This is a genomic window from Ohtaekwangia kribbensis (genome assembly GCF_042676245.1).
GTDB lineage: Bacteria > Bacteroidota > Bacteroidia > Cytophagales > Cyclobacteriaceae > Ohtaekwangia > Ohtaekwangia kribbensis.
In genome coordinates this window covers 440,454-464,198 of record NZ_JBHTKA010000016.1, presented here as the reverse complement: position 1 = coordinate 464,198, position 23,745 = coordinate 440,454, and the positions used below count along the sequence as shown (strand labels likewise).

17 protein-coding genes are annotated in these 23,745 nt (G+C 45.2%); 3 read left to right on the top strand and 14 right to left on the bottom strand.

Going from position 1 to position 23,745, the window contains the following annotated elements:
* Window positions 1-48: 48 nt before the first annotated feature.
* The 5 genes from ACFQ21_RS30340 to ACFQ21_RS30320 all read right to left on the bottom strand — a co-directional run bounded on the left by ACFQ21_RS30340 (window position 49) and on the right by ACFQ21_RS30320 (window position 4,611).
* Window positions 49-711, bottom strand: a complete 663-nt coding sequence (locus tag ACFQ21_RS30340; protein ID WP_377586588.1) for a bifunctional 4-hydroxy-2-oxoglutarate aldolase/2-dehydro-3-deoxy-phosphogluconate aldolase — start codon at window positions 709-711, stop codon at window positions 49-51.
* Between the two features lie 75 nt (window positions 712-786).
* Window positions 787-1,785: a PfkB family carbohydrate kinase gene (locus ACFQ21_RS30335; protein ID WP_377586586.1), complete on the bottom strand. Its 999-nt coding sequence runs from the start codon at window positions 1,783-1,785 to the stop codon at window positions 787-789.
* 298 nt (window positions 1,786-2,083) lie between these two features.
* The gene (locus ACFQ21_RS30330) at window positions 2,084-2,905 is read right to left on the bottom strand and encodes an SDR family oxidoreductase (protein WP_377586584.1); all 822 of its coding nucleotides are present in this window, start codon (window positions 2,903-2,905) and stop codon (window positions 2,084-2,086) included.
* A 10-nt stretch (window positions 2,906-2,915) separates the two neighbouring features.
* On the bottom strand, window positions 2,916-3,965 hold the full coding sequence (locus ACFQ21_RS30325) for an oxidoreductase (RefSeq protein WP_377586582.1): 1,050 nt from the start codon (window positions 3,963-3,965) through the stop codon (window positions 2,916-2,918).
* Between the two features lies 1 nt (window position 3,966).
* Complete coding sequence (locus ACFQ21_RS30320; RefSeq protein ID WP_377586668.1) at window positions 3,967-4,611, bottom strand: hypothetical protein; 645 nt, start codon at window positions 4,609-4,611, stop codon at window positions 3,967-3,969.
* A 148-nt stretch (window positions 4,612-4,759) separates the two neighbouring features.
* On the opposite strand from ACFQ21_RS30320, the gene ACFQ21_RS30315 reads away from it, so the two are divergent.
* The 3 genes from ACFQ21_RS30315 (at window position 4,760) to ACFQ21_RS30305 (ending at window position 10,311) form a co-directional block, all read left to right on the top strand.
* Window positions 4,760-6,406 carry a UxaA family hydrolase gene (locus ACFQ21_RS30315; protein WP_377586580.1) on the top strand — a complete coding sequence of 549 codons (1,647 nt, stop codon included), beginning with the start codon at window positions 4,760-4,762 and terminating at the stop codon, window positions 6,404-6,406.
* Between the two features lie 117 nt (window positions 6,407-6,523).
* A complete protein-coding gene (locus ACFQ21_RS30310) occupies window positions 6,524-8,899 on the top strand; it encodes a TonB-dependent siderophore receptor (RefSeq protein WP_377586578.1) in 2,376 nt (791 codons plus the stop codon).
* Window positions 8,900-9,042: 143 nt separating this feature from the next.
* On the top strand, window positions 9,043-10,311 hold the full coding sequence (locus ACFQ21_RS30305) for a PepSY-associated TM helix domain-containing protein (RefSeq protein WP_377586576.1): 1,269 nt from the start codon (window positions 9,043-9,045) through the stop codon (window positions 10,309-10,311).
* Between the two features lie 59 nt (window positions 10,312-10,370).
* On the opposite strand, the gene ACFQ21_RS30300 is transcribed toward ACFQ21_RS30305, so the two are convergent.
* From ACFQ21_RS30300 to ACFQ21_RS30260, 9 genes are all read right to left on the bottom strand, one after another.
* A complete protein-coding gene (locus ACFQ21_RS30300) occupies window positions 10,371-12,332 on the bottom strand; it encodes an alpha/beta hydrolase family protein (RefSeq protein WP_377586574.1) in 1,962 nt (653 codons plus the stop codon).
* A 1-nt stretch (window position 12,333) separates the two neighbouring features.
* The gene (locus ACFQ21_RS30295; protein WP_377586572.1) at window positions 12,334-12,672 is read right to left on the bottom strand and encodes a cupin domain-containing protein; all 339 of its coding nucleotides are present in this window, start codon (window positions 12,670-12,672) and stop codon (window positions 12,334-12,336) included.
* 88 nt (window positions 12,673-12,760) lie between these two features.
* Window positions 12,761-13,714, bottom strand: coding sequence for a pectinesterase family protein (locus ACFQ21_RS30290; RefSeq protein ID WP_377586570.1), 954 nt, complete (start codon window positions 13,712-13,714; stop codon window positions 12,761-12,763).
* Window positions 13,715-13,716: 2 nt separating this feature from the next.
* Window positions 13,717-14,691, bottom strand: coding sequence for a pectinesterase family protein (locus ACFQ21_RS30285; protein WP_377586568.1), 975 nt, complete (start codon window positions 14,689-14,691; stop codon window positions 13,717-13,719).
* A 19-nt stretch (window positions 14,692-14,710) separates the two neighbouring features.
* Window positions 14,711-16,360 (bottom strand): glycoside hydrolase family 43 protein, encoded by a 1,650-nt coding sequence (locus ACFQ21_RS30280; RefSeq protein WP_377586566.1) that lies wholly within the window; start codon window positions 16,358-16,360, stop codon window positions 14,711-14,713.
* Window positions 16,361-16,454: 94 nt separating this feature from the next.
* Window positions 16,455-18,938 (bottom strand): InlB B-repeat-containing protein, encoded by a 2,484-nt coding sequence (locus ACFQ21_RS30275; protein WP_377586564.1) that lies wholly within the window; start codon window positions 18,936-18,938, stop codon window positions 16,455-16,457.
* A gap of 204 nt (window positions 18,939-19,142) precedes the next feature.
* The gene (locus ACFQ21_RS30270; RefSeq protein WP_377586562.1) at window positions 19,143-20,468 is read right to left on the bottom strand and encodes a pectate lyase family protein; all 1,326 of its coding nucleotides are present in this window, start codon (window positions 20,466-20,468) and stop codon (window positions 19,143-19,145) included.
* Between the two features lie 11 nt (window positions 20,469-20,479).
* The gene (locus ACFQ21_RS30265) at window positions 20,480-22,018 is read right to left on the bottom strand and encodes a pectate lyase family protein (RefSeq protein WP_377586560.1); all 1,539 of its coding nucleotides are present in this window, start codon (window positions 22,016-22,018) and stop codon (window positions 20,480-20,482) included.
* A gap of 27 nt (window positions 22,019-22,045) precedes the next feature.
* Window positions 22,046-23,716 carry a DUF5123 domain-containing protein gene (locus ACFQ21_RS30260; protein ID WP_377586558.1) on the bottom strand — a complete coding sequence of 557 codons (1,671 nt, stop codon included), beginning with the start codon at window positions 23,714-23,716 and terminating at the stop codon, window positions 22,046-22,048.
* Between the last annotated feature and the right edge of the window lie 29 nt (window positions 23,717-23,745).

Below are 23,745 nucleotides of genomic sequence, written 5' to 3'. Positions count from 1 at the left end.
AATCTCTTTATAGGTTTATATATACTGTCTCAACAACTGCAGCTACTTTCAGCTACGCAGTTTCTTCACAATATCCAACGCCTCCGTTACATTCTTCTCCAACAGTTTCCAATTTTTCTCCGCTATTATTTCTTTTGTAAATAACTGCGATCCCATCCCTACACACATAGCCCCTGCCTTGAACCACGCAGACAGATTTTTCTCATTGGGCTCTACACCTCCGGTAATCATCAATTGCAGATCCGGCACAACGGGCATGATAGACGAAACAAAGCCCGGCCCGAGTACAGAACCCGGAAATACTTTTATTACTTCAGCTCCGTTTTCTTTTGCAGTTACAATTTCAGTAAGCGTAGCGCAGCCCGGCATCCACAGTTTATTGTGCGCGCGACATACTTCAGCCATTTCCAGTTTCAGAATCGGAGATATAATAAAGTCTGCTCCTGCGTCAATAAATTTCTTGGTAGTCGCACCGTCCATAATAGTACCGATACCAATCATCAGATCCGGGTAGTTACTCCGTTGTTTCAGAATGTGTACAAATACATCGTACGAGTTTTTCTTCCGGTTGGTAAATTCAAACACACGAACGCCTCCGCGATACGCTGCCTCTATAACCTGCTGCGCTTCTTCGGCATTGTCGTGTGTGAATAATGGCACCACACCAGTGCGCTTCATGGTATCTACTATTTGCTGATTGGTGAATTTCATTCTTTAGCCGTTAATTGTTAATCGTTATCAGTTAATAGTTATTCGTATATATTCCGGATAACTTGTGTCCTATTACTATCGTAGTAGTTTGCCTACATTTTCGCCTTTTACCAGTTGCTCTACTTCATCGGCCGTTACTAAGTTAACATCACCTTCGATGGAGTGTTTGAGCACACTGGCTGCCGTTGCAAACTCAACCGTGGCTGCATCGGTCTTGGAGGTAAGTATACCATAGATCAAGCCCGCCATATAGGCATCGCCTCCGCCTACACGATCTACAATGTTCGGCATATCATACTCCTGTGATTGCAGTAGCTCTTTGCCGTTCCATAGCAAACCGGTAAGTCGGTTATGCGATGAACTTATAGAATCGCGCAGTGTAGTAGATATTTTAGTAGTTGATGGATAAGCCTGTTTGAATGCCTTGCATGCCTCTTCAAACGTGGCACCAGATATACCTACACAATTTTCCATATCGGTAATGCCGGCTATAATCACATTCGTGGATTCAATGAGTGCAGGCATAATATCACGAGCCGTTTTTCCATACTGCCAGAGATTTCTCCGGTAGTTTATATCGCCCGAGATGGTGATGTTCATTTTGCGTGCTGCGGCTATAGCTTCTTTACAAACATCGGCAGCACCTTGCGATATAGCCGGAGTTATACCCGTCCAGTGAAACCAAGCGGCATCTTTCAGCACCTCTGTCCAATCGATCATGCCCGGCTTTATATGTGCGAAGGCAGAATTGAAACGATCGTATACAATGCGTGAAGCTCGTTGCATGGAACCGTTCTCCAGGAAATATAGTCCCATGCGTTCATCACCATATACAATGTAGCGTGTATCCACACCGTAGCGCTTCAGTGTTTGCGTTGCGGCCTTGCCCAGATCATTCTCCGGAAAGCGCGTAACATGAGCCGTTGGTATACCAAAGTGACTGAGTGATGCTGCTACATTTGCTTCCGATCCTGCATACAGTGCTTTAAAACTTTCAGCCTGCGTAAACCGTGCAAACCCCGGAGTAGAGAGCCGTAACATGATTTCTCCGAAGGTGATTACTTTTTTGTTCATTCCTTATTTCTTTTTAAGTCCGGAGGCGGAGACCGAGAGTCGGAGAAGAGTCCGAAAGTCGGGAATTCCGAAAGACCGGAAGTTTTTTTGCCATGCTTTACTTCTGAAGCTGTACTCGTTTTTGAAGTATATATCTACAACGACAGATACTAACCCAGCACACTAACTACATATCAAACTATATCCTTACTAATTGTTACCTATCAATTCTTCCTTCTCTTCCGTCCACCGCACATCTCCCCCAACTCCACTCTACTTCCGGGCTTCCCATCTTCCCGACTTTCGGACCTCCCCACTTCTACACCCCTGTAAATGCACTAAACCCGCCATCCACCGGCACCACAATTCCCGATACAAATTTCGAAGCATCGGAGCATAACCATATCAATGTACCGTTCAATTCATCGGCCTGTCCGAAGCGACCGAACGGTGTGCTGCGAATAATTGACTCTCCGCGAGGTGTAAGACTTCCATCGGTATTTGTAAGCAATGTTCGGTTTTGTTCGGTTAAAAAGAATCCGGGGGCTATAGCATTCACGCGTATACCTTCACCAAACTTTTTAGCCATCTCCACCGCCAGCCACTGCGTTAAATTGCTGATGGCTGCTTTGGCTGCCGAGTATCCCACCACGCGTGTCAGTGGACGAAACGATGTCATGGAAGATATATTGATGATGTTACCCTGGCGTTTCGTCACCATAACTTCACCAAATACTTGTGATGGTAAAACCGTGCCGGTAAGATTAAGGTCGACTACCTTTTGAAAGTCATCGATCTTGAGATCCAGAAAACTTTTATCGGGAAGTATAGTGGCGCCCGGCATGTTTCCACCTGCACCGTTTACCAGTATATCAATTGTTCCGTATTGGTCGGTAATAATTTTTCTGGCGTCCTTTAGTTGTTGTTCATTCAGTACATCGGCAGAAACACCTGTTGCTGTACCGCCTGCTTTTTTTATTTCGTCTGCCAATGCATCGGCAGCTTCTTTTCTTCTTCCGAGTATAACTACGCTTGCTCCTGCTTTGGCGAGTGCTTTACTCATGGCACTTCCCAATACACCGGTTCCCCCGGTTACAACGGCTACTTTACCTTGAAGATTGAATATATCTTGAATATACATGGGATTCGATTTAGAGTTTAACAGTTTGACGTGTGCGATTACTTTCATAACATAGTTCGATCAACCGGATCACTTCGCGCGATTCTTCCGGTTTAACCGCCAGTGGTTTATTCTGCCGGATCACCTCGTATATGTTTTGATAAAAAGCCAGGTAATCGCCCGGCAGTGTTTCGATCACGCCCTCTACATGTATACCTTGTATTGATGTATTGAGCTTGCCCCAGTATTGTTTATCTTCGGTGCCCCAGCCACTCGTGCCAGGTGTCTTTCCTTCTTTCAATGCCTGCTCCTGCGGATCTATACCATACTTCACAAACGAACCTTCTGTGCCATGCAGTATATATTGCGGGCCTTGTTCGCGCACGAGGTAACTTGACTTGACTATAATATGAAAGCCGTTGTACTGTAAACGTATATCATAGTAATCATCCACTTTTCCTCCGGGGCGTTGTATACCGATGCGTGCATCTATTTCGCGTGGAAATCCAAACAGCAAAATGATCTGATCGAGCATGTGCGACCCGAGGTTATATAGTATACCGGTACCTCTGCCGGTTTCTTCTTTCCAGGTAGCAGGTTGTATATAGTTTCGGAAGCGATCGTAGTGTACTTCCAGCTCTACCATCTTACCTATTAAATTATTATCGAGTATTTTTTTTACCGTGAGAAAGCCGCCATCCCACCGTCTGTTCTGAAATACCGTGAGTATTTTATTTTTCTTTTTAGCGAGTGCGATAAGTTGATCGGCTTCTGCGGCCGTAACGGTAAACGGTTTCTCAACAATAACATGTTTACCGGCTTCGAGTGCCCGCGTTACAAAATCGGTATGCGTGTCGTTGGGCGTGTTTACTACAATGAGTTCTATCGCATCATCCTGAAATACTTTTTCAACACGATCAACCACACGCACTTGCGGATACCGTTGGGTGGCATGTGTACTGTTGCGTTGTACGATTGTATGGAGTTGAAACTGTGGATGTGCGGCAATGAGTGGGGCGTGAAATACTTCGCCCGACATTCCATAAGAGAGTAATGCTGTAACAATAGGAACTGTAGCCATGCTAGATGCTGATCGATTTGGTTCTTAGGATAGACGATTTTAATTGCTTGACTCCCTGAAACGCATGGAAAACATTGCTCTCTATTTTTCCCCAATCTTTCACCGCCACATCTTCGCGTGTAAACAATGCGTCACCCAACCTAACACATAAAGCACCTGCATCAAACCAGCTCCCGATATTATTTTTCGCCACGGTAACACCACCGGAAGGTATACACATGAGTTCCGGATGAATGGTAACAACTTGTTTTACAAAGTCCGGTCCGAGAATATTACCGGGTATAATCATTACCGCAGTCGCACCCCATGCCGTTGCCTGTTGTACATCGGCTAAGGTTGTGCATCCGGGTATCCACAAGACATCGTTATCATGACAGGCCTGCGCCACATCTTCGTGCAGAAACGGAGATGCTATAAATTGAGCACCGACCCGTATATAGCGGTTTGCCTGCGATGCATCGAGTATCGTACCGGCTCCCATGGTAATACCAAGTTCTTTAGCACGATCGGCCAGCCAGGCAAACATGCGTATACCGCGCGCATCGCGCTGGTGTGTGAATTCAAACACATCGCACTCGCAACGTTTTAAAATCTTCATAACCTCCAGCACACAGTCTATATTCTGATGATTAAAAAAAGGAAGCATGCCGTTTCTGCTGATAGTAGATTTTAGTTTCTGAAGCGTTATTGTTTCGCTGCGGTGCATGATTAATTATATTAATTTCGTCCCTTGCTTTAATATTAAAACTGTGTAAATTGCGCAATCGATTGCGCAAGATACGCGATTTATCAATATGTCAAACAGATTTCTAAAAATTCATCCGTCTGATAATGTTTATGTAGCATTAACAGACCTCAAAGCCGGAGAAAAGCTAACGCTCAATGGTGGATCACTCACCCTGGTAGACGATGTACCGGCCAAACACAAATTCCTGGAGAAACCGCTTCAGCCCGAAGAAGAAGTAATTATGTACGGAACCGTGGTGGGCAAGGCACTCTCTCCTATTAAGGAAGGTGGTGTTATTGGTACGCACAACATCAAGCACAAAGCTGCTCCATACTCTGGCAGAACAAAAACCTATCAATGGACTCCGCCGGATGTTTCGAAGTTCAAGAACAAAACATTCATGGGCTATCACCGTGCCGATGGACAGGTAGGTACAGCAAACTACTGGCTGGTTATACCGCTGGTGTTCTGTGAAAACAGAAACGTTGAAGTAATCAGCAAAGCCTTTATCGAAGAACTCGGCTTCAGCAAACCGGATGCTTACAAGAACTACGTTCACGAACTGGTAAGTCTGTATAAAGAAGGAAAGACGGATAAAATCTCTTCTATATCTTTTCAACCTGCTGCTGAAAACGGTCACTCACGCATCTTCAAAAATATAGATGGTATAAAATTCCTGACGCACCAGGGAGGTTGTGGTGGTACACGCCAGGATTCACAAACACTGTGTGCGTTGCTTGCAGGGTATATTCACAACCCGAACGTAGCGGGTGCTACTATATTAAGTCTTGGATGCCAGAATGCAGAGATCAAAACACTGCGTGAGAAACTTCAGACACTTGATCCGAAAGGCACCAAGCCGGTGATCATTCTTGATCAACAACAATCCGGTACAGAGCAAGAGTTACTCACACAAGCTATACAGAAAACTTTCTTCGAGCTTATCGAAGCAAACAAGATCGAGCGTAAACCCGCGCCACTCAGTAAACTTGTAGTAGGTTTGAAGTGTGGTGGCTCGGATGGTTTCTCCGGTATATCTGCAAACCCTGCTATAGGACATACATCAGATGTACTCGTTACCCTGGGAGGTAGCACTATACTTTCAGAGTTTCCTGAATTGTGTGGTGTTGAACAGGAACTGATCAACCGTTGTGAAGAAGACAGCGCTGCAGAACTCTTTATCAAATTAATGCGCACCTATTCAAATGCTGCCGAGGCAGTAGGTTCAGGTTTTGATATGAACCCATCACCCGGTAACATTAAAGATGGCCTGATCACGGATGCTATCAAATCAGCAGGTGCAGCTAAAAAAGGAGGAAACGCCCCGGTAGCCGATGTGTTGCAATATGCAGAGTATATCAAAAAGCCAGGACTAAATTTACTTTGCACTCCTGGTAACGATGTTGAAAGTACTACAGGTACTACAGGCTCCGGTGCACAGATCATTCTCTTTACAACAGGCCTTGGTACACCTACGGGCAACCCGGTATCACAGGTAATCAAGATTGCAACCAACACCAAGCTTGCCCAGCGCATGCCGGACATCATCGACTATAACACCGGCGGTATCATATCCGGTGAAAAAACCATTGAGCAGGAAGGTGAAGATATTCTTGATTTTATCATCGAAGTGGCCAGCGGACGCGTAACCGCAAAAGCTGTCGAGCTGAACCAGGACGACTTCATACCATGGAAGAGGGGAGTATCTTTGTAGTCAAAACACACCAAAAGTGCTATAGAAAGGGGATTATAAATTAATCCCCTTTCTTATTTGTACTTATTCTAAACAGAGATATACATTTGTACTGTTTAAAATAAGTCTAAATAAATTATGATTGCTACCTCTACCGGCAAGGTCTTTATTGTATTGATTTTCAGTATCGTTAGCATTGCTGCCCTGGCCCAGCAAGGTACTGTAAAAGGTTTTGTTAAAACGAGCGATGGGCAACCCGCTGCCTTTGTTAATGTGGCCTTGAAAGAGAATAACAAGGGAACCATCACTGCAGAAGATGGCTCTTTTACGCTCAAAAATGTGAAGGCAGGAAGCTACACCCTCATCACCTCTTTTGTAGGATTCCAACCGCAGGAAAAACAAGTCGAAGTTACGGCCAACGAAACCACGGTAGTTGATTTCTCCTTATCCGAAAGCTCTGAACAACTCGCAGAGATTGTGGTAAGCGATACGCGAAGCCTGAATGAAAAAACGGTGGAGATCGGCAAGGCCGGTATCAAACCAATGGATCTTCCGCAAAGTATAATTGTGATTGATAAAACCGTTTTGGAAAACCAGCAGGTAGGTCGCCTCAGCGATGTACTGGCTAACACCAGCGGTATATACCTGATGGGAACCACCGGGGGTGTACAGGAAGAAATAGCAGGACGTGGCTTTAGCTACGGAAGCAGCAATACATTTAAAAACGGTGTTCGCTATAACAACGGTGTGATGCCGGAGATAAGCGGACTGGAACGCGTAGAAGTACTAAAAGGAAGTGCCGCGATTCTGTTTGGAAACGTAACAGCTGGTGGTGTGCTGAACCTTGTTACCAAGAAACCTAAATTCCAAGACGGTGGCGAGATATCATTCCGTACAGGCAGCTATGATTACTATAAACCTTCACTGGATATATATGGATCTGTAAACAACAGCAGCAAAGTTGCTTATCGCATCAACACCAGTTATGAAAATGCAAGAAGCTTCCGCGATGAAGTAAAATCCGACCGTATATATTTCAATCCTTCGTTCCTGGTAAAAGCTGGTAAAAATACAGAGATCGTTATTGAAGGAGATTACCTGAAAGACAACCGCACACTCGATTATGGTACAGGAGCGATCAACTACGAAATTGCAAATATACCACGCAGCCGTTTTCTCGGAGCCAGCTGGTCGTACTATGAAGCTGAACAGAAAAGTGCTACGGTAACCATTAACCATGCACTGAACAGCAACTGGTCTATCAACGTATTGGGATCTTACCAGGGATATTACAACGATCAGTATGGAACAACTCGTCCGAATGCATCAGGACAATTTGTAGCTACTGACGGACGCTGGGTAAGAGGTTTGCAACGTTCGGGTACTGATCAGGACTACTATATAGCACAGGTAAATCTTACGGGTAAATTTTCAACCGGTTCCATCAAACACCAGGTATTGGTAGGTGCTGATAACGATAAGTATACAAACAAAGCACTTGCCTATGTTTACGAGAATGCAGCATTGGGGAACAAGAACGTATATGATACCATCAATATATATGATCTGTCGCGCTATCAGCAACGCACCGATATACCGGCTATACGCTTGAATACGATTACCGAAAACCCGCTTACCCGTGTAGGTGTATATGTACAGGATCTTATCACGGTTGTTGAAAAAGTAAAATTGCTCGCAGGACTCCGCTATAGCTATATGGAATCAGGCACGGGCAATAATGAAACGTATGACGATGCCTTTAGTCCACGAGTAGGACTGGTATATCAGCCGTTGAAAGAGATGTCTGTATTTGCCAGCTATGCAAACTCCTTTACGCTTAACACCGGTCTTGATGTGAACAATCAACGCCTCGCTCCTTCTGTTATTGATCAATACGAAGTTGGTATCAAGAACGAATTCCTGAAAGGACTTCTTTCTGCTAACATAACAGCTTACCGCATTGTGAACAGCAATCTGGCGCAATCTGTACTGCCTATACCTGCAGATGCGGTTAATCAGTCTAACCCGCAGGAGCTTGCCGGTGAAGTTACCAGCAAAGGTCTTGAGTTAGATATTATGAGCAAACCGATCAATGGTATATCGGTAATCGCTGGTTACAGTTACAACGACACACGCTATACAGAAAGCTCACAGTATATTAATAACAGCCGTCTGCGTTACAACCCGCAACACACCGCTAACGCCAGCGTATACTATACTTTCGCAGACAATGTTCTGAAAAACTTCAATCTCGGCTTCACTACATTTTACGTTGGTGATCGCGTAGCCGGAAGATCAACACGTACAACCGTAGCAAACGATACGTATAAACTGATGGAGATACCGAATTACTTCCTGTTCGATCTTTCAGCAGGTTATACCTTACAACAGGTTTCACTTCGCGTAAAAGTATCAAACCTGTTGAACGAACTCAGCTATAACGTACACGATGACAACAGCGTGAACCCGATCGCACCACGCATGTTCTCCGCAACGGTAAGTTATAAATGGTAATTACAATCACGATAGTATAAATTCACAAGCCACCTGACACCAGGTGGTTCTGTGTTTTTAATATGATCGAACCTTGAAGGAATACCTCACTCCCGCACACACTAAAAATTTTAACACACAGCTCGTAACTTAAAAAATTGCTGATGAAAAATTTCTGGAGAAACATTCACCTGTACCTGAGTCTGGCGGCCGGCATTGTGATTATGATTGTGTGCTTTACAGGCGCCACGCTTGTGTTTGAAAAAGAGTTGCAGATGTATATATACCCGGAGCGATATACAGTAGCACCCGGTGAGAAACGTGTATCGATTGATGACGCAGCTACTGCGCTCCAAAAGAATGTAAAAGGTATATCGGTTACCAGTGCCAAAGTATATAGCGACCCCACCCGGTCTCTGGAGCTATCGTACAGTGAAGAGAAAAAAGAAAAAGGTAATCGTGACGGACAGAAGAAACGCGAAGACAAAAAATCCTCTGAAAAAGAGGGTGGCAAAAAAGGCGAAGGCAAAAAACCGGAAGCTGGTAAAGGCGGAGGAGGCGGAAGCCAGGCGTTCGTAAATCCATATACCGGTGAAGTCATCAGTTTATATACCCATCGAAACTCATTCTTCTTTACCATGTTCTCACTGCATCGCTGGTTATTGGCGGGTGACGTTGGTAAACTCATTGTAGGCATCAGTACATCTATATTCCTCTTCATCCTGATTACCGGCATCATTCTCTGGTGGCCGAAGACGAAGGCAAAACTGAAACAGCATCTTACCTTAAAATGGGCGGGATGGAAACGCATCAACCACGACCTGCACGTAGTGATTGGTTTCTATACCGCTATATTTCTGTTTGCCTTTGCATTTACCGGCCTTGCCTGGTCGTTCGAGTGGTTCAACAATGGTATATATTGGATAACCGGAACGGAGAACAAACGCCCCGAGCCTCCTATATCAGTTGCTGCCAGCACAGCTCCTATGGGTATAGATCAGATACTGGAGATTGCACAGCACCAGGTTCCGAATGCTGTTTTTTATACCGTTAATAAACCTAAAGATTCAACGGCTGCGTATGCCGTTACGGTGATGCCGATCGATCCGGTTCATGAGAAAGCATCGGATCAATATTTCTTCGATCAATATACCGGCAAACTGCTGGGAACTGCCCTCTATAAAGATCGAAATCTCGGGCAACGTGTACGCGGTATATTTTACCCGATACACGTAGGTTCCATCGGTGGCACGGCAGGAAGAATTATAGCATTTCTCGCCTGTATAGCTGGTGTAACATTCCCAATTACAGGAACTATACTCTGGATAAACCGCCTGAGCAAAGAAAAGAAAAAGAAGAATAAAAAAGCTGCAAAGAAGCAATCCTCGATTGATGTACCCCTGATCGGCAAAAAAGAAATTACTGTTAGCTAAAATCGAGACTATAATTTAAAGCATGAAAAGCTCTGCTTATCCGGCAGGGCTTTTTCATTTTAGGGATTAGCCATTGCACCGCGATCTTTTAAATAGGCAACAAGATCGGGTATATCATAATAAGCAAGCACATTTGGAACAACCGATGAATACCAATTCAACCGTGTAGGATCGGTATAGATAGCTGTGAACGATGGCAACAACTGCGATATCGTAAGCTTCTTCAACCGGCTGTCGAGAACGGCAGCATGCAAAACCGACAATGCAGCAATACCGTTCGCCATAATATGTATATTACTTTTAGACAATCGTTCCTGTTGATAGATATAGTCTGCCAGGGTAATAACATCTATCGTTCGCTGACTCACTAATGGCTTTCCAACATGCAGGGCAATCATAGCATTGCGATACTCCTGGTTATAGTATTTGGCGTCATTGAATGAAGCGGGGTCTTTCATCTCTCCCAGCCCGCGCAGGTCGGCCATTACAACGGCATAGCTACGCGCCAGGTACTCTTTTATCAGTACAGTGCTATCGGCTATCTTTTGCTTGCCCTGTTCGTGTAGCCACAGAATCGTTTCGCGAACTTCCCCTTCAGGGTAAACCGTTAATACGGGAAGCGGAACCTCACCCTCCTTCCTAACAATGGATTTATGAACCGTATAGCCCTCCCGTTGAACGATGCTCTTGTCCTCTACAACAACAGCACTTTCTAGTGGTGCAATCCGCAAAGCTGTTCTTACTTTTTCAGCAAGCGACAGAGACAAGCGCTTTTGCTGCAACATCCGCGCGACTGCGGATGCACGGGCGATATCATTTACTTCATTTTTAAAATCACCGTTTACCTGTGCGCTCACGGTGCAGTTCAATTCCTTTTGTGAAAGCGTGATTAACGATCCTTCTGTTACTGGTTCATCTTTTGCATATAGCCACTTGCAAAACCATTGTACAGCAGCTTCACGTTTTGGCCTGGATATTCCATGACCATCTTCGACTGTAAAAAGACTTACCTGGTCCGGCTTGTTCAAAACAGAATATACTTGCTTCAACTCGTTATATACTTCTTCTGCACCGGTATAGTCAACAAAGTCATAACGTCCTGCGAGTATTAACAGAGGCTTGGGCGCAAAGGCAATGAGGAAGTCGCTGATCTCCAGTTGTTCGCTGCCTTCATACGGTATATGCTGACAACCATCGCTTGCGCCCATCAACTCCAGGTTTCGTTCTCTACGCGCGATGAAGCTGCACGGAGCTGCCACCTTTATACGTTCGTCAAATGCGATATAGTATGTGGTTTGTGTACCGCCTCCGGAATTACCAAGACAACCAATTCGTTCTTTATCCACTTCGGGTCGCGTAACGAGATAGTCCAATCCACGAACATTGTCCCACAACTCATAGGCTACTGCTCCACTGCCGACAAGATTGGCAGCTGCGTTCACCAGTGTGTGCTCGGTGGTACCTCCGCGTGTAACAGGTTTTGCATCTTTATCTGTAACCTGATGACGTTCGCCCTGTGATATCGGGTCAATGACAAATACAACAAAGCCATGCTGTGCAAACAGGATTGCCGTTTTCTGGTACGACTCGGTTGCTTTTGATTCCTGTTCGTGCCCGCAAAACAACAGCACTGCAGGAAAGGGGCCTTTACCTTCTGGTATATATAGATTGGACGTAACATGATGTCCCGGTATACTTTCGTAGACAATCTTCTCAATACGATACCTGTTCTGTTTTATGACACCAACTACTTTTGTACTGAGACTTGTCTTCGCTGGTAATTCGCCCAGTATTTTTTTATACCGAGCCTTGCATTCTTCACGATAGGCCAGCATGCCTTCGCGTGATTGAAGCGCCTGCTGCAAAGTTTTCCTTCTGGCATCATACTGCCCGTGTACCTGCTGAAGCAGGTATGTGTTTAGTGTATATTCGGCTTTCCAGTCAAAAACACTATATAGCTTCTGACCTTTTGCTGTAAGGCAACTTATACCCAGAAGAAAAATGACAACCGCGGCACGCATATCAAGAAATGAATTCCTGTCGTATCGGATTAAAACTGTCGATAAGGCGAACGTGTTTGGTAAGTAACTGGATGGTATGTTTTTTATTCGATGGGACGCTGAACATATCACCGGCACGTAAACGTTGATCGGGTTCACCTTCACAAAAGAAGATAATCTCCCCTTCTGCTACATAAGTAGTTTGTTCATGCACATGATAATGCGGAGGCTCCGGCTCGCTCCAGGGGCCATTGCTAAAATCAATAACTGCTGTCATCAGGTCGTTGGTGTAAATCAGTCTTCTTTCGACACCATCCTTAACTTTTGTAATCACTGCATCCTTCGCTCGTAAAACCGGCATGTGTATATATTTATAGTTACTATTTCAAAATCCAATTGCACAGAACACGAAGGAGACACAACGTTAAAAGTGCATGCACGGATAACGATTAACGGACAACGACTCCCCAATCTCCAAAAATCTTCTCGACCGTAAATGCCTTCACCTCTTCATCCGTTAACTGGTGCGACCAGCTTACGCGTGCTTTATCATCGGCACCTGGTCCTTTCGATTTATACTCGGCATAGTAAGCTGTCTTCTCTGCATCTTTCTTGTCCCAATTATGCCAGCCTTCCGGTTTGATCTGTTTATCGAGGTAGCAATTTACAAAAACTGTCTTAGCAAAAGGTCTCCATGGTCGTCCCAAATAAAATGAACCTTCCGCAGCACTCCCGGTAATTTTACTGTTGATGAATACAAATCCATAGGGAGTCTCCTGCAATGTAGAGGCCGCCGTTACATAACCATTCGACTTGCAGAAAATTGTGCAACCATCAAACACGGCAGTAGACCAACCAAATATAAAATCTACGGTTCCTTCGATATAACAATCTTTATAGTATTGCCTGCTTTTTTCTCCGTGCGGATATAATGTATCCTGATTCCCGAGGAACCTGCAGTTCCGAAATGTTACGCGATCGCCATCAATGCGTACAGCAACGGCTTGTCCTACAGCACCAGCGGAATTCTCGAACGTGATATTCTCCGCAGTGAAATCATCTCCGAAAACAAAAAAACTCGATGAACCCGTTGTACCCATCTCCTCGCCAAAGCGATTTTTCTTCTGTGCAAAATCATCGAATGTCAATATTGTCTTCATCACATCTTCACCGACAAACTTCACATTCGTCTTGCACGTGGGCAACACCAGCTTCTCTTTATATATACCATTCCGGATATAAATGGTCGTTTGATTCTTCCTGAAATCAGGAACGGCATTAATCGCCTCCTGTACCGTGCGAAATGTACCGGTGCCATCGGCAGCTACCGTAAAATCATATTTTACCTGCGCCTGTAAAAACATCGGGAATACCAGTATCAATATAAATATACATCTACGCATGATTATCTTGATTTTATCGCCCCGTTCCATCCGTCCGTACCTGCCAATATTTTATTAACTGTATAGAGCTGTGCTTCTTTTTTATTGAGCTGGTGCGACCACGGCACGCGTGCTGCTGCGTTGGCACCTTTACCTGAAGAATTATACTCAGCATAGAGTGTCGTCTTCTCTGCATCCGGTTTGCTCCAGTTGTGCCAGCCTTCCGGCAGTATATGTTCGCCCAGTTCGCAGTTCACAAAAACTGTCTTGGCATAGTTCCGCCACGGACGCCCTAAATATACTTTGGTTGCTTCTGGTGCTGCTGTGAGTTTACAGTTGAGGAATACATATCCGTATAGCTTACCTTCTGGCGTAGACGCTGCTGTTACGTATGAGTTTTTCTTGCTGTGTATCGTGCAATCTTCAAATACAGCTGTTGCTGCTCCGAAGATAAAATCGGTTGTTCCTTCTATATAGCAATGACTGAAGTACTGACGACTGCTATCACCTCCGGTATAGATCGTATCCTGGTTACCCAGAAACCTGCAATTTTTAAAGACACAACGGTCGCCTTCTACATGCAGCGCTACAGCTTGTCCTACAGGACCGGCAGCATTCTCAAACGTTATATTCTCGGCATAAAAATCATCGCCTATAACTTTTACAGTATAAGAAGTAAATGTATTGTGCGATCCCTTACCTGAATAATCATCGAATGAGATAATGGTAGTAGCAGCATCTTCTCCTAACAATGAAATTTTATTAGTCCAGGAGTATACTTCTACCTTTTCTCGATATATACCGGGTTTGAGGTAAATTGTGATCCTGCCATCCGGAAATACCTTGCAGGCATTGATTGCCTCCTGCAGTGTTTTATAATCTCCGCTTCCATCTTGCGCTACGGTATATTTGTCTTTGTAAACCGTCTGTCCCGAGGCTATACGGGTATTCGCCAACAGCAGCGTTACAACAACACTAAACGCTATAAGATACTTCATCTGCTGCATACATTTTAATTTATTGTACAGGCTCGAAACGGAACCAATCAAAATCTGCAAACCCCGAATCGTTGATCTGCGAGGTACGCGTACAGAAAAGTCCAACCTTTGCCCCGATCCACCGACCGGCTTCAGCCTGAAAATCTTCGTTCACTGTCTCAAACTGTTTACCATCGGTGCTATAGCTGAATTTACATACAGCACCCTTACGAACCGTAACGCGGGCATAAATGGTTGCATCGCTCACCTTCGTCAATATCTTTTCCGTTTCGGCACTTCCCTTCGCTGCATCTTTACACGTTGTATATACCAGGTATATACCTTCCTTTGAATGCTTCAAAGCAAGCGATGCATAGCTTTGTCCCATCACAATCAGCCCCGTCTTTTCACTTTGCAGTTTTTCATTTGGTGCGAAGGTAAATTTCGTTGTCACTATAAATTCATCAGCCGGAAATTTCTGAAGAAGTATGTTCGGAACATCCCAGTTATTCTTTGCTTCTCCGGGAATCTTGTCCGAGTATAAACGCAACGCTCCCTGGGTTACATTCATGAACGACCATGTTGCTTTAGGATTAGCCTGCCACTGCCATTGACGTCCCAGTACAACATCGTTAAATTCATCGCTGTCCACAGGTGTTGCTACCGGGTATACCTTTCCGACATTGGGTTTCTTATAGGTAAGCACGGGTTCACCGTTACCATTGCCATCTTTATCGATACCAATCACAGGCCAATCGTTTACCCACTTCATTGGTTGCAGATGTACTACGCGACCGTACGCACCTTTGTCCTGAAAATGTAAAAACCAATGTTCGCCATTCGGTGTATCAACCCATGCGCCCTGATGCGGACCGTTTATCGAAGTGGTTCCCTGATCCATCACAACCTTGCGTTCATACGGTCCATATATACTCTTCGATCGCAGCACAAGCTGCCACCCGGTAGAAACGCCACCGGCCGGAGCAAATATATAGTAGTATCCGTTTCGCTTATAGAGTTTCGGTCCTTCAATGGTTGGATCCGTTGTATGCCCATCGTATACCAGTTTACCTTCATCGAGGGTTGCAGATCCTTCTGCGTTCAATTGCTTTATCGCGATAATACTTTTTATACCGGCACGGCTCCCCGCGTAGGCATACGCCAGGTATACCTTTCCATCTTCATCCCACAGCGGACATGGATCGATCAGACCTTTACCGGCTTCCACCAGTATTGGCTCACTCCACGGACCAGCCGCCTGTTTAGCTTTGGTCATATATATACCGAAGTCCGGATCGGGATAGTATATATAAAATTCATGGTTATGATAACGAATGGCTGGTGCCCATACACCATTACCGTGTTGTGTCTTTTCAAAATGTTCAAAAGGAGGCTGGCGCTTCAGTGCATGACCGGTGATGGCCCAGTTAACCAGGTCTTTTGAATGCAGGATCGGCAATCCCGGTATAGCATCGAAGCTTGAGGCCACCAGGTAAAAATCATCTCCTACGCGGCATGCATCCGGATCAGAGTAATCTGCATTGAGCACGGGGTTCTTGTATGATCCATTCCCCAGATCAGACACCCACACTTTGGATATATAGTTCTTTGCTTCGGGCTGCTGTGCCTGTGCGTTGTTAAAAAATAAAATACAAGCTCCTAAAAAAGTTACCTGAAAAACCTGCTTCATTTCCATTTACTGTTTCTGTTTCAAAGAAAAATGAAGGTATAGGATTCTACCCACTCTTGCATCCTGTACCTTCATTTTTTACTTTCAATTTATACTATTCTACTACAATCCGCTTCCGGGTTGTCTGGTGTCCACGCTTTAATGCCATAATATAGGTTCCCTTTCCGGTGCCTACCGATACATTCATCTCGTGCGTTCCTGCTTCATATACTTTTGCGGGCGATGTAACCTCTGCCTGTCCGAGTGTATTATACACTACTACGCTGACAGGAGCCGGCCGTTCAAGTTCAAAACGTACAGTAACCCTACCGTTGGATGGATTAGGATACGCTTTGAAATCAGCGCCATTAAATACCTCATCATCTTCAACAGCCAGTCTCGCGCTTCCGCTACACGCTGCTGCTGCCGGACTGTTTCCGGTTACTTCCATCCAATCTATATTCGCGAATTCTGCCGCTACACTTGTCTCCAAACGAATCGTACTGGCTCCTGTCGGTAGACTTACCGTTGCCGTAGTGGTTGTCCATGTTGTCCATGCACTGGTTTTCGGGAACGGCACACTAGACGATACAACCGAACCATTTACCAGTAGCCGTGCCGTTGTGGCACTGCTTGACCCGGCATTGGCATAACGCCACGTAAGTGTGTACGATCCCGATGATGGCGCACTAACGTTCCAGTTTATACCCTTTGCCGAAGAGTTTGAAAGGTTAATATAGTATCCATTACTGGCACCACTATAACTGCTTTGGCGAGATCCGTCTGCGCTGCAATAACCGGATGTCGGTGTCTCCGCTTCTTCCAGGCGAATGGTTGCTGTACCGCTGCTGCCTTGTGGCGTTGCCTGCGCTGCATTTGAATTATAGGATGTCGTGCTGGTGATACCTTTGATCCAATAATAATACGTTGTTCCATTGACGGGTGTAGTATCGGTATAGCTTCTTGTGCTGGCAGATACTGTCGCGATGCGTGTACGACCTGCCGGATCAGAATCTGTATCGCGGTATACTTCCTGTCCGGTCAATGTAATATTACTTACTGTCCAATTCAAAGCTACCTGTGCGTTACCGGCTGTTGAACTTAACACGATCTCCGGTGTACCGGTAGATGCTGTGAAAGTTGCTGTTACAGTCTGGTTTGCATTCATAGTAACGGTAGTAGATGCAGATGTACCACTTGCAGCACCGCTCCAGCCGCTAAAGGTATAGCCGCTCGCAGGTGTAGCCGTGAGCGTTACTACGGTACCTGCCGTATAGGTTGTATTGTTCGGACTGCGTGAGACACTTCCTCCTGCTGACGGACTGATGTTAACGGTAAGGCTATACGATGTTGGTGTAGTGGTGCTGCCTGATTCGATCGCGCCTATATCCGGAGCGGAACCATTGTACGTTATACCGGTAGATGTAGCACCTGCGTTGATCAGGTCGCTGCCGGAGGCAAGGTTCAGAAAACCATTTGCCGTAGGACTTGCGTTGGCTCCCGGTGTGAGGCTTACAAAGTCTGCACTGTTTACCGAGAAGTTTGCAGACGCATTGTTTGTCCAGAAGGCATTGGTTGTACCGGATTGTGTACCAACAATACGATCATTGGTATGTGAACTTGAGAAATACGAGAGGTTGTTTTTAAAAGTAGAAGTACCGCCATCAAAATTAAAATTACGTTCTGTGTTATTATACGCAGTGTTGTTGGTCATTTCAATTGTGCCCAGGTTACGATTATAGGTAAATCCGTGCTGACCGTTGTTAAACGCTATGCATCTGCGCACCATGTGGTTGACAGATATATCTTCACCGCCCAGTTTGAACCCGTTCTTATCGCCATTGCCCGATGTACCACCGGTGGTAAGTGTACCGTTGCTGTGCGCTATACAATTCTCAAGCAGTATAGCACCAATGGGACCTGTATCGGTTTTGGTATATAAATCCCAGCCGTCATCAATGTTGTGGTGTGACACACAGTTTCTGAAAACATTGCCTGTACCACTCGTAAGCTTGGCAGCAAAGCCATCGGCATCTTCGTTGTCAGGGTCTTTGTTATCATACGCTTCACAATTCAGAATTAAATTGTTCGCAGGCCACTGACTGATGCTAGTATAGGAAGTATTATAGCGACTGAGTTGTAATCCGCTGTCGCTGTTGCCACGAAAGATGCAGCTCTCAATGGTGTTGTTATTACCCGACAGCAGCATGCCGTTATCACCAGCCTTCTCAATGATGAGACCCTTTATATGCCAGTATAGCGCATCGAGTACAATACCTCGGTTGGAAGTGCCTACGCTTTGTCCGGAGAAATTCAACACTGGCACTTCGCTGTTATAGGCAAATATCTTTTTGGTTGAACCGGAGCTGCCATCGTTACCGCGTTGTATAACAATGGAAGCCGAGTAATTATAGGTGCCACCGCGCATATAGATCGTTCCACCTGCGGCTATGGTGGTGATCGCTTTCTCCAGGGTTGTAGGAGAACTTATCGTACCGGCATTACTGGCAGAACCACCAGGTGCTACATATAGCGTTGACTGTGCAAATCCTTGAATTGCCATCAACATCAGGATGAGGATAACTAGTTTGTTTTTCATAACGATTATTTTTATGTGGGTTCTCATGCGTCTTCAGTACATGGATGTTCACACGTTCCCTTCCCTCATATCTTCATCGTCTCATTCGTTTCTCACTGCTTTCATTTTTCCATGTGTTAGTCTTTAAGGGTATATATAGCTTTAGGTTTCATTTCCTTTTATTAAGCAATCGATTGCACAGACCGTCTTTAAAAAAAGCAGTTCTCACTGCTTTACCAGTTCATTTAAATATACTTCGAGATTGGTATAGGACTTCGACAATGTATAGCTTACTCCATCCGCTTCGTTGGCAGGATCAAGTTTATGTTTTGCCTCCCAATCGTCCGGTATACCATCGGTATCTTTATCTGCTGGTGCAGGTTCTGATTTTAATACCGGCCATCCACCTACATCTTTGGGTGAATCGATAATTCCATTTTGTTCTTTTCCGCTGACGGATTTACCGGTCTTTACTTCCTCCACAATCCGTTTGTCTACTATATCTCTGCGATAACTCGCCCCGGCATTTTTCAATACCTGTATAAATGCGTCTTCGGCGGACTGTACTTCGATTGTCTCAATAGCAAAAGGCTGCTGCATGCGCGCAGAGTCTGCCTGTTTATATCGCATGCCGCCATTCCAGTTATCTTTTGAGACTTGTGTATTTCCTTCGAGACAATTTCCATGTATATAGAACTGCCCGTATGGTGGCGTGGGATCCACCATCCATATCTTTTTGGGCGAAGTAGCGGGACCAGGTTTATAATAATTATTCACTACGTTATAGCGTCCCTTTTCACCGCCATACGTGTTGTTTGTTCTCCAGTTATAAATCACGTTGTTCCGAAAGTCAACAAGTTCGTCTGCAGCGTTTGGTGTAGTTGATGAGCCGCTAAAGCGAGGCATGCGACTGGTGTGATTGGCAATGAGGTTGTGATGAAACGTTGCCTTCTCTCCTCCCCATATACCACCGTATCCATGATCACCTTTCTGATGTATAGAATGATTGAGACTCTCTGATATGATGCACCATTGCAGCGTAAAATTCCTGTTGCGATAAAATGATGCGCACTCATCGGTAGCCCAACTCATCGAGCAATGATCGATGATGATATTACTTTTTCCTTTGGTACCTCCAAAGGCATCGGCCTCTTGTCCTTTTTCATCACCCAGTCTGAAACGCAGGTATCGCACAATAACATTATCGGCCTGAATGGTTACAGGATAATTTTTCAGACATATACCTTCGCCCGGGGCAGATTGGCCGGCAATGGTAACATCGCCATTATTAATAAACAGTGGTGACTCCAGTGCAATCGTGCCAGATATAGCAAATACTATCGTACGCGCTTCTTTGCCACTGATGGCTTCACGTAAACTTCCCGGACCACTATCGTTGAGGTTGGTAACAATATATACTTTTCCTCCGCGGCCGCCTGTAGTATATTTACCAAATCCTTCGGCACCGGGAAATGCCAGTGGCTTATGCTCTTGTCCAAATCCCGTCAGGGTGATTCCCAATAAAACTATACTTGTCCAATACTTTATCATTCTCACGTTGTCTATTTGTTCTGCGATTCGGTGATCGTCCGAACGAGATCATTTATATATACTTCTATATTATCATAAGCCGTGCTCAGATCGCGGCCGTTTGCCTGTGCCCTGGCGAGATCGAGTTTGTGCCCAATTTTCCATTCATCCGGTATACCATCACCGGATGTATTTACCGGAGCCGTTGATGAATTTAACAGCGGCCATCCGCCTACATCGCTTTGTGTATCGATGATACCATTCGTACTTCCATTCGAACCGGGAAATGAAAATTCACGCTTGCGTACGTTGTCGATTACGCGCAAATCGATAGTATCACGTTTTAAGGATGCTCCGCTATAATCAAGCACGCGATCGTACGCTACGGTAGCGGTATGCGTAGTTACATTGTTACCGATGGGATGCGGCTCGCTCTTTTTCATGGCTCCCTTATCAGTATCCGATACTGTGCCATAGCTGTTGTGAAACTGGTTATATACTCCGTATGTCCAATTATCAGCAGTGGCGCGCGTGCTTCCTTCTATGTAGTTTCCGTCAATGTAAAACTTGCCCCAGATATTATATACTTCAGTGCCTTCATTTTTATTCTTATCAATGGAGATAATGCGCTCCTTTTTTACTGTAGCAGGACCAGGTTTATAGTAGCAGTTCACAATGTTCACGTTCATCGCTTCACCACCATAGCAACTGTTATTGCCCCAGTTGTAAATGACGTTGTTACGAAGATCAACCAGATCGGTAAGTGCAAATGCTTTACCGGCTTCTTCACCGAGTCGCGGATTGCGACTATCATGATGCGCTACCAGGTTGTGATGGAACGATGCATATTTACCACCCCATATACCTCCATAGCCATGAGCTCCTTTGTCATGCACCGAGTTACGAAGACTCTCTGAAATGATACACCATTGCACCGTTGTATTTTCATTGGCGTAAAGCGAAACACATTCATCCGTTGACCAGCTCATGGAACAATGATCAATGATTATGTTCTTATGAAAGCGACTGCCAATTGCATCGGCTTCCTGTTTGGCTTCATCGCCCATGCGAAAACGCATATAGCGGATAATAACATTATCGGCACTGATGTTTACCGGGTAATTTTTTAAACATATACCATCGCCCGGAGCGGTTTGCCCGGCAATGGTAACATCTCCATTGGAAATGTTGATGCTGGATTTCAACGCGATTGTTCCCGATACTTTAAATAAAATATAGCGCGCACCACTGGCTTGTACAGCAGCACGCAAACTTCCTTCACCGGCATCGTTCAGGTTGGTAACAAATAGAACTTTGCCTCCGCGCCCACCCGTAGCGTTGCGCCCGAAGCCTTCCGCTCCGGGAAAAGCGTAAGCATCTTCTACAACTTGTATTGGCTTTTCAGGTTCGGTATCCGTGTTGCCGTTGGGGTCTGCATCCGCTCCTGAACAACACATGCCTATAGCACACGCGGCCACCAGTATACCCGAGCGAACCGTACGAAAAAAAGTATATATATACATCTGCTGTTTTTTAAAAGTGGTGTGACCTTCCGGCCACACCGGGTACATGTTTATTGCACGTTAGCGCAGGGCTTGCTATAGTTTCACTCTCCAGCGTGGATCACCGGTATCGAATCGTCCGGCAAAACCACCATCCTTGAAGTTAAAATTGTTATTCGCCACATTTGTCCACAGTGCATCCTGTCCATTTGCATAATTACCTACCGGGAATCCTGCGATCTCATACGTAGCGATGAATGAGAAATCCGATGTACTATAATTGTTTACGAGTTCAACCGATGTGTTCGGCAATCCTTCTTTTCCACGAATGGAATATACTTTGGTACCAGCCTCATCCCATCCATGTCCAAAGATTGAATTGCGAATCGATATACCATTGGCAACATCATTGTTGCCGCTTCCTCCGCGGTACCGGAATATATAGTTACTGCTTCCGGCTTGCACCAGGTTTGCAAAGGTACATCCCTCGATGAGGATAGATTGCGAGTTGTTCCGTGAAGTAATACCAGCCTGCAGTTTATTGAAGGTACTGTTTTGCAACACGATATTGTTAACACGCGCTGTCGGGTTGGAAGCATTCGGATCAGTATCGGTAGTAAATATACCGTAGCTGCCCAGACTGTCAACAACAGAATTTGTGATCACGAAATTGTTTACCACTACATTGGTACCCCGAATACGCATGATGGCACGCAGCGTACCGATCTCGCAATCGTTAAAGACAACTTCATTGACAGATATATCATTAGATGAAGGATTGAAAATATAGTCACCGCCATAATCGTCTCCCCGCAATTCGAGACCGATGAAATGAATGTGATCAATCGTTGATCCGCCTGCTATATTCCAGTTGGTAGTAGTATACAGGCGAGCCTTCTGCGCACCAAAGCCATAGGCTGCACGAATGGTAATGGATTTGTTCAGCGCTGTTGTGGGGAGATCAAATGAGACACCGCGTTTCACCAGTATAATGGCGCCATCAGCTGCACCCGCAACTGCAGTTGCTACGGCCTGTGGATCGGTGGCATCACGAAGATCAATTACACCAGCCGATGCAGGATCTATATCCTGTACCAGTGTTTTATAGTCGGCCCAGCCGCGAAGTGTCTCATCACTATAGATGGCAATCTGGTATCCGGTTGACGGTGTGAGACTAGTAACAATGGCTTCACCGTCATTCTGATCTTCTTCGGATACAGATATCTCTCCCAGCGGTGTTGTGAGCTTCAGGTCGGTAGCAGCAAAGAGTTTGATGGCTGTTACTTTAGCACCGGCCACAGTCCACGTAACGCGTGCTGCCACATCGGTAACATCATAACTCTCCGGTAAATTCAAAATAGTAGGGAAGCGATCGGTACGTACACTGCCGAGATCGGACAGCTTGCTGTCATACTCAGCTTTCTCGGCATGCGCAGTAGCACGTATCTGGTACAGTGTATTCCAGAACAACGGATCACCCTTCAACGATTCATCGTTGAGCACTATATAGCTTGTATCGGATTGAATGGTATAGTCGATTGTTTTGAACGTATCGCGGCTCACTTCCAACGTATAGGACACCGCACGTTTCATGCTGCCCATGTTCACGATGATGGAGTTACCTTCAGCGCGCAGATCTTCGGTAAGCACCGGACGGAATAGTCGTGTTTCCGGGTAGACGTCTTCATCATCACATGCCCAGAAAAATCCTGCACAGGCTGCTACCGAAAAGAATATCGAGAGTATATTAAGTTTCTTGGTTGTCATATCTAAAACTTTTTGAGACTGAAATATTT

Coding starts and splice junctions, on each gene's coding strand:
- ACFQ21_RS30320 (WP_377586668.1), bottom strand. CDS start 4,611: ATGCTTCCTTTTTTTAATCATCAGAATATAGACTGTGTGCTGGAGGTT.
- ACFQ21_RS30305 (WP_377586576.1), top strand. CDS start 9,043: ATGAAAAATTTCTGGAGAAACATTCACCTGTACCTGAGTCTGGCGGCC.
- ACFQ21_RS30335 (WP_377586586.1), bottom strand. CDS start 1,785: ATGAACAAAAAAGTAATCACCTTCGGAGAAATCATGTTACGGCTCTCT.
- ACFQ21_RS30310 (WP_377586578.1), top strand. CDS start 6,524: ATGATTGCTACCTCTACCGGCAAGGTCTTTATTGTATTGATTTTCAGT.
- ACFQ21_RS30275 (WP_377586564.1), bottom strand. CDS start 18,938: ATGAAAAACAAACTAGTTATCCTCATCCTGATGTTGATGGCAATTCAA.
- ACFQ21_RS30295 (WP_377586572.1), bottom strand. CDS start 12,672: ATGCCGGTTTTACGAGCGAAGGATGCAGTGATTACAAAAGTTAAGGAT.
- ACFQ21_RS30260 (WP_377586558.1), bottom strand. CDS start 23,716: ATGACAACCAAGAAACTTAATATACTCTCGATATTCTTTTCGGTAGCA.
- ACFQ21_RS30340 (WP_377586588.1), bottom strand. CDS start 711: ATGAAATTCACCAATCAGCAAATAGTAGATACCATGAAGCGCACTGGT.
- ACFQ21_RS30265 (WP_377586560.1), bottom strand. CDS start 22,018: ATGTACCCGGTGTGGCCGGAAGGTCACACCACTTTTAAAAAACAGCAG.
- ACFQ21_RS30300 (WP_377586574.1), bottom strand. CDS start 12,332: ATGCGTGCCGCGGTTGTCATTTTTCTTCTGGGTATAAGTTGCCTTACA.
- ACFQ21_RS30330 (WP_377586584.1), bottom strand. CDS start 2,905: ATGTATATTCAAGATATATTCAATCTTCAAGGTAAAGTAGCCGTTGTA.
- ACFQ21_RS30315 (WP_377586580.1), top strand. CDS start 4,760: ATGTCAAACAGATTTCTAAAAATTCATCCGTCTGATAATGTTTATGTA.
- ACFQ21_RS30285 (WP_377586568.1), bottom strand. CDS start 14,691: ATGAAGTATCTTATAGCGTTTAGTGTTGTTGTAACGCTGCTGTTGGCG.
- ACFQ21_RS30290 (WP_377586570.1), bottom strand. CDS start 13,714: ATGCGTAGATGTATATTTATATTGATACTGGTATTCCCGATGTTTTTA.
- ACFQ21_RS30270 (WP_377586562.1), bottom strand. CDS start 20,468: ATGATAAAGTATTGGACAAGTATAGTTTTATTGGGAATCACCCTGACG.
- ACFQ21_RS30280 (WP_377586566.1), bottom strand. CDS start 16,360: ATGAAGCAGGTTTTTCAGGTAACTTTTTTAGGAGCTTGTATTTTATTT.
- ACFQ21_RS30325 (WP_377586582.1), bottom strand. CDS start 3,965: ATGGCTACAGTTCCTATTGTTACAGCATTACTCTCTTATGGAATGTCG.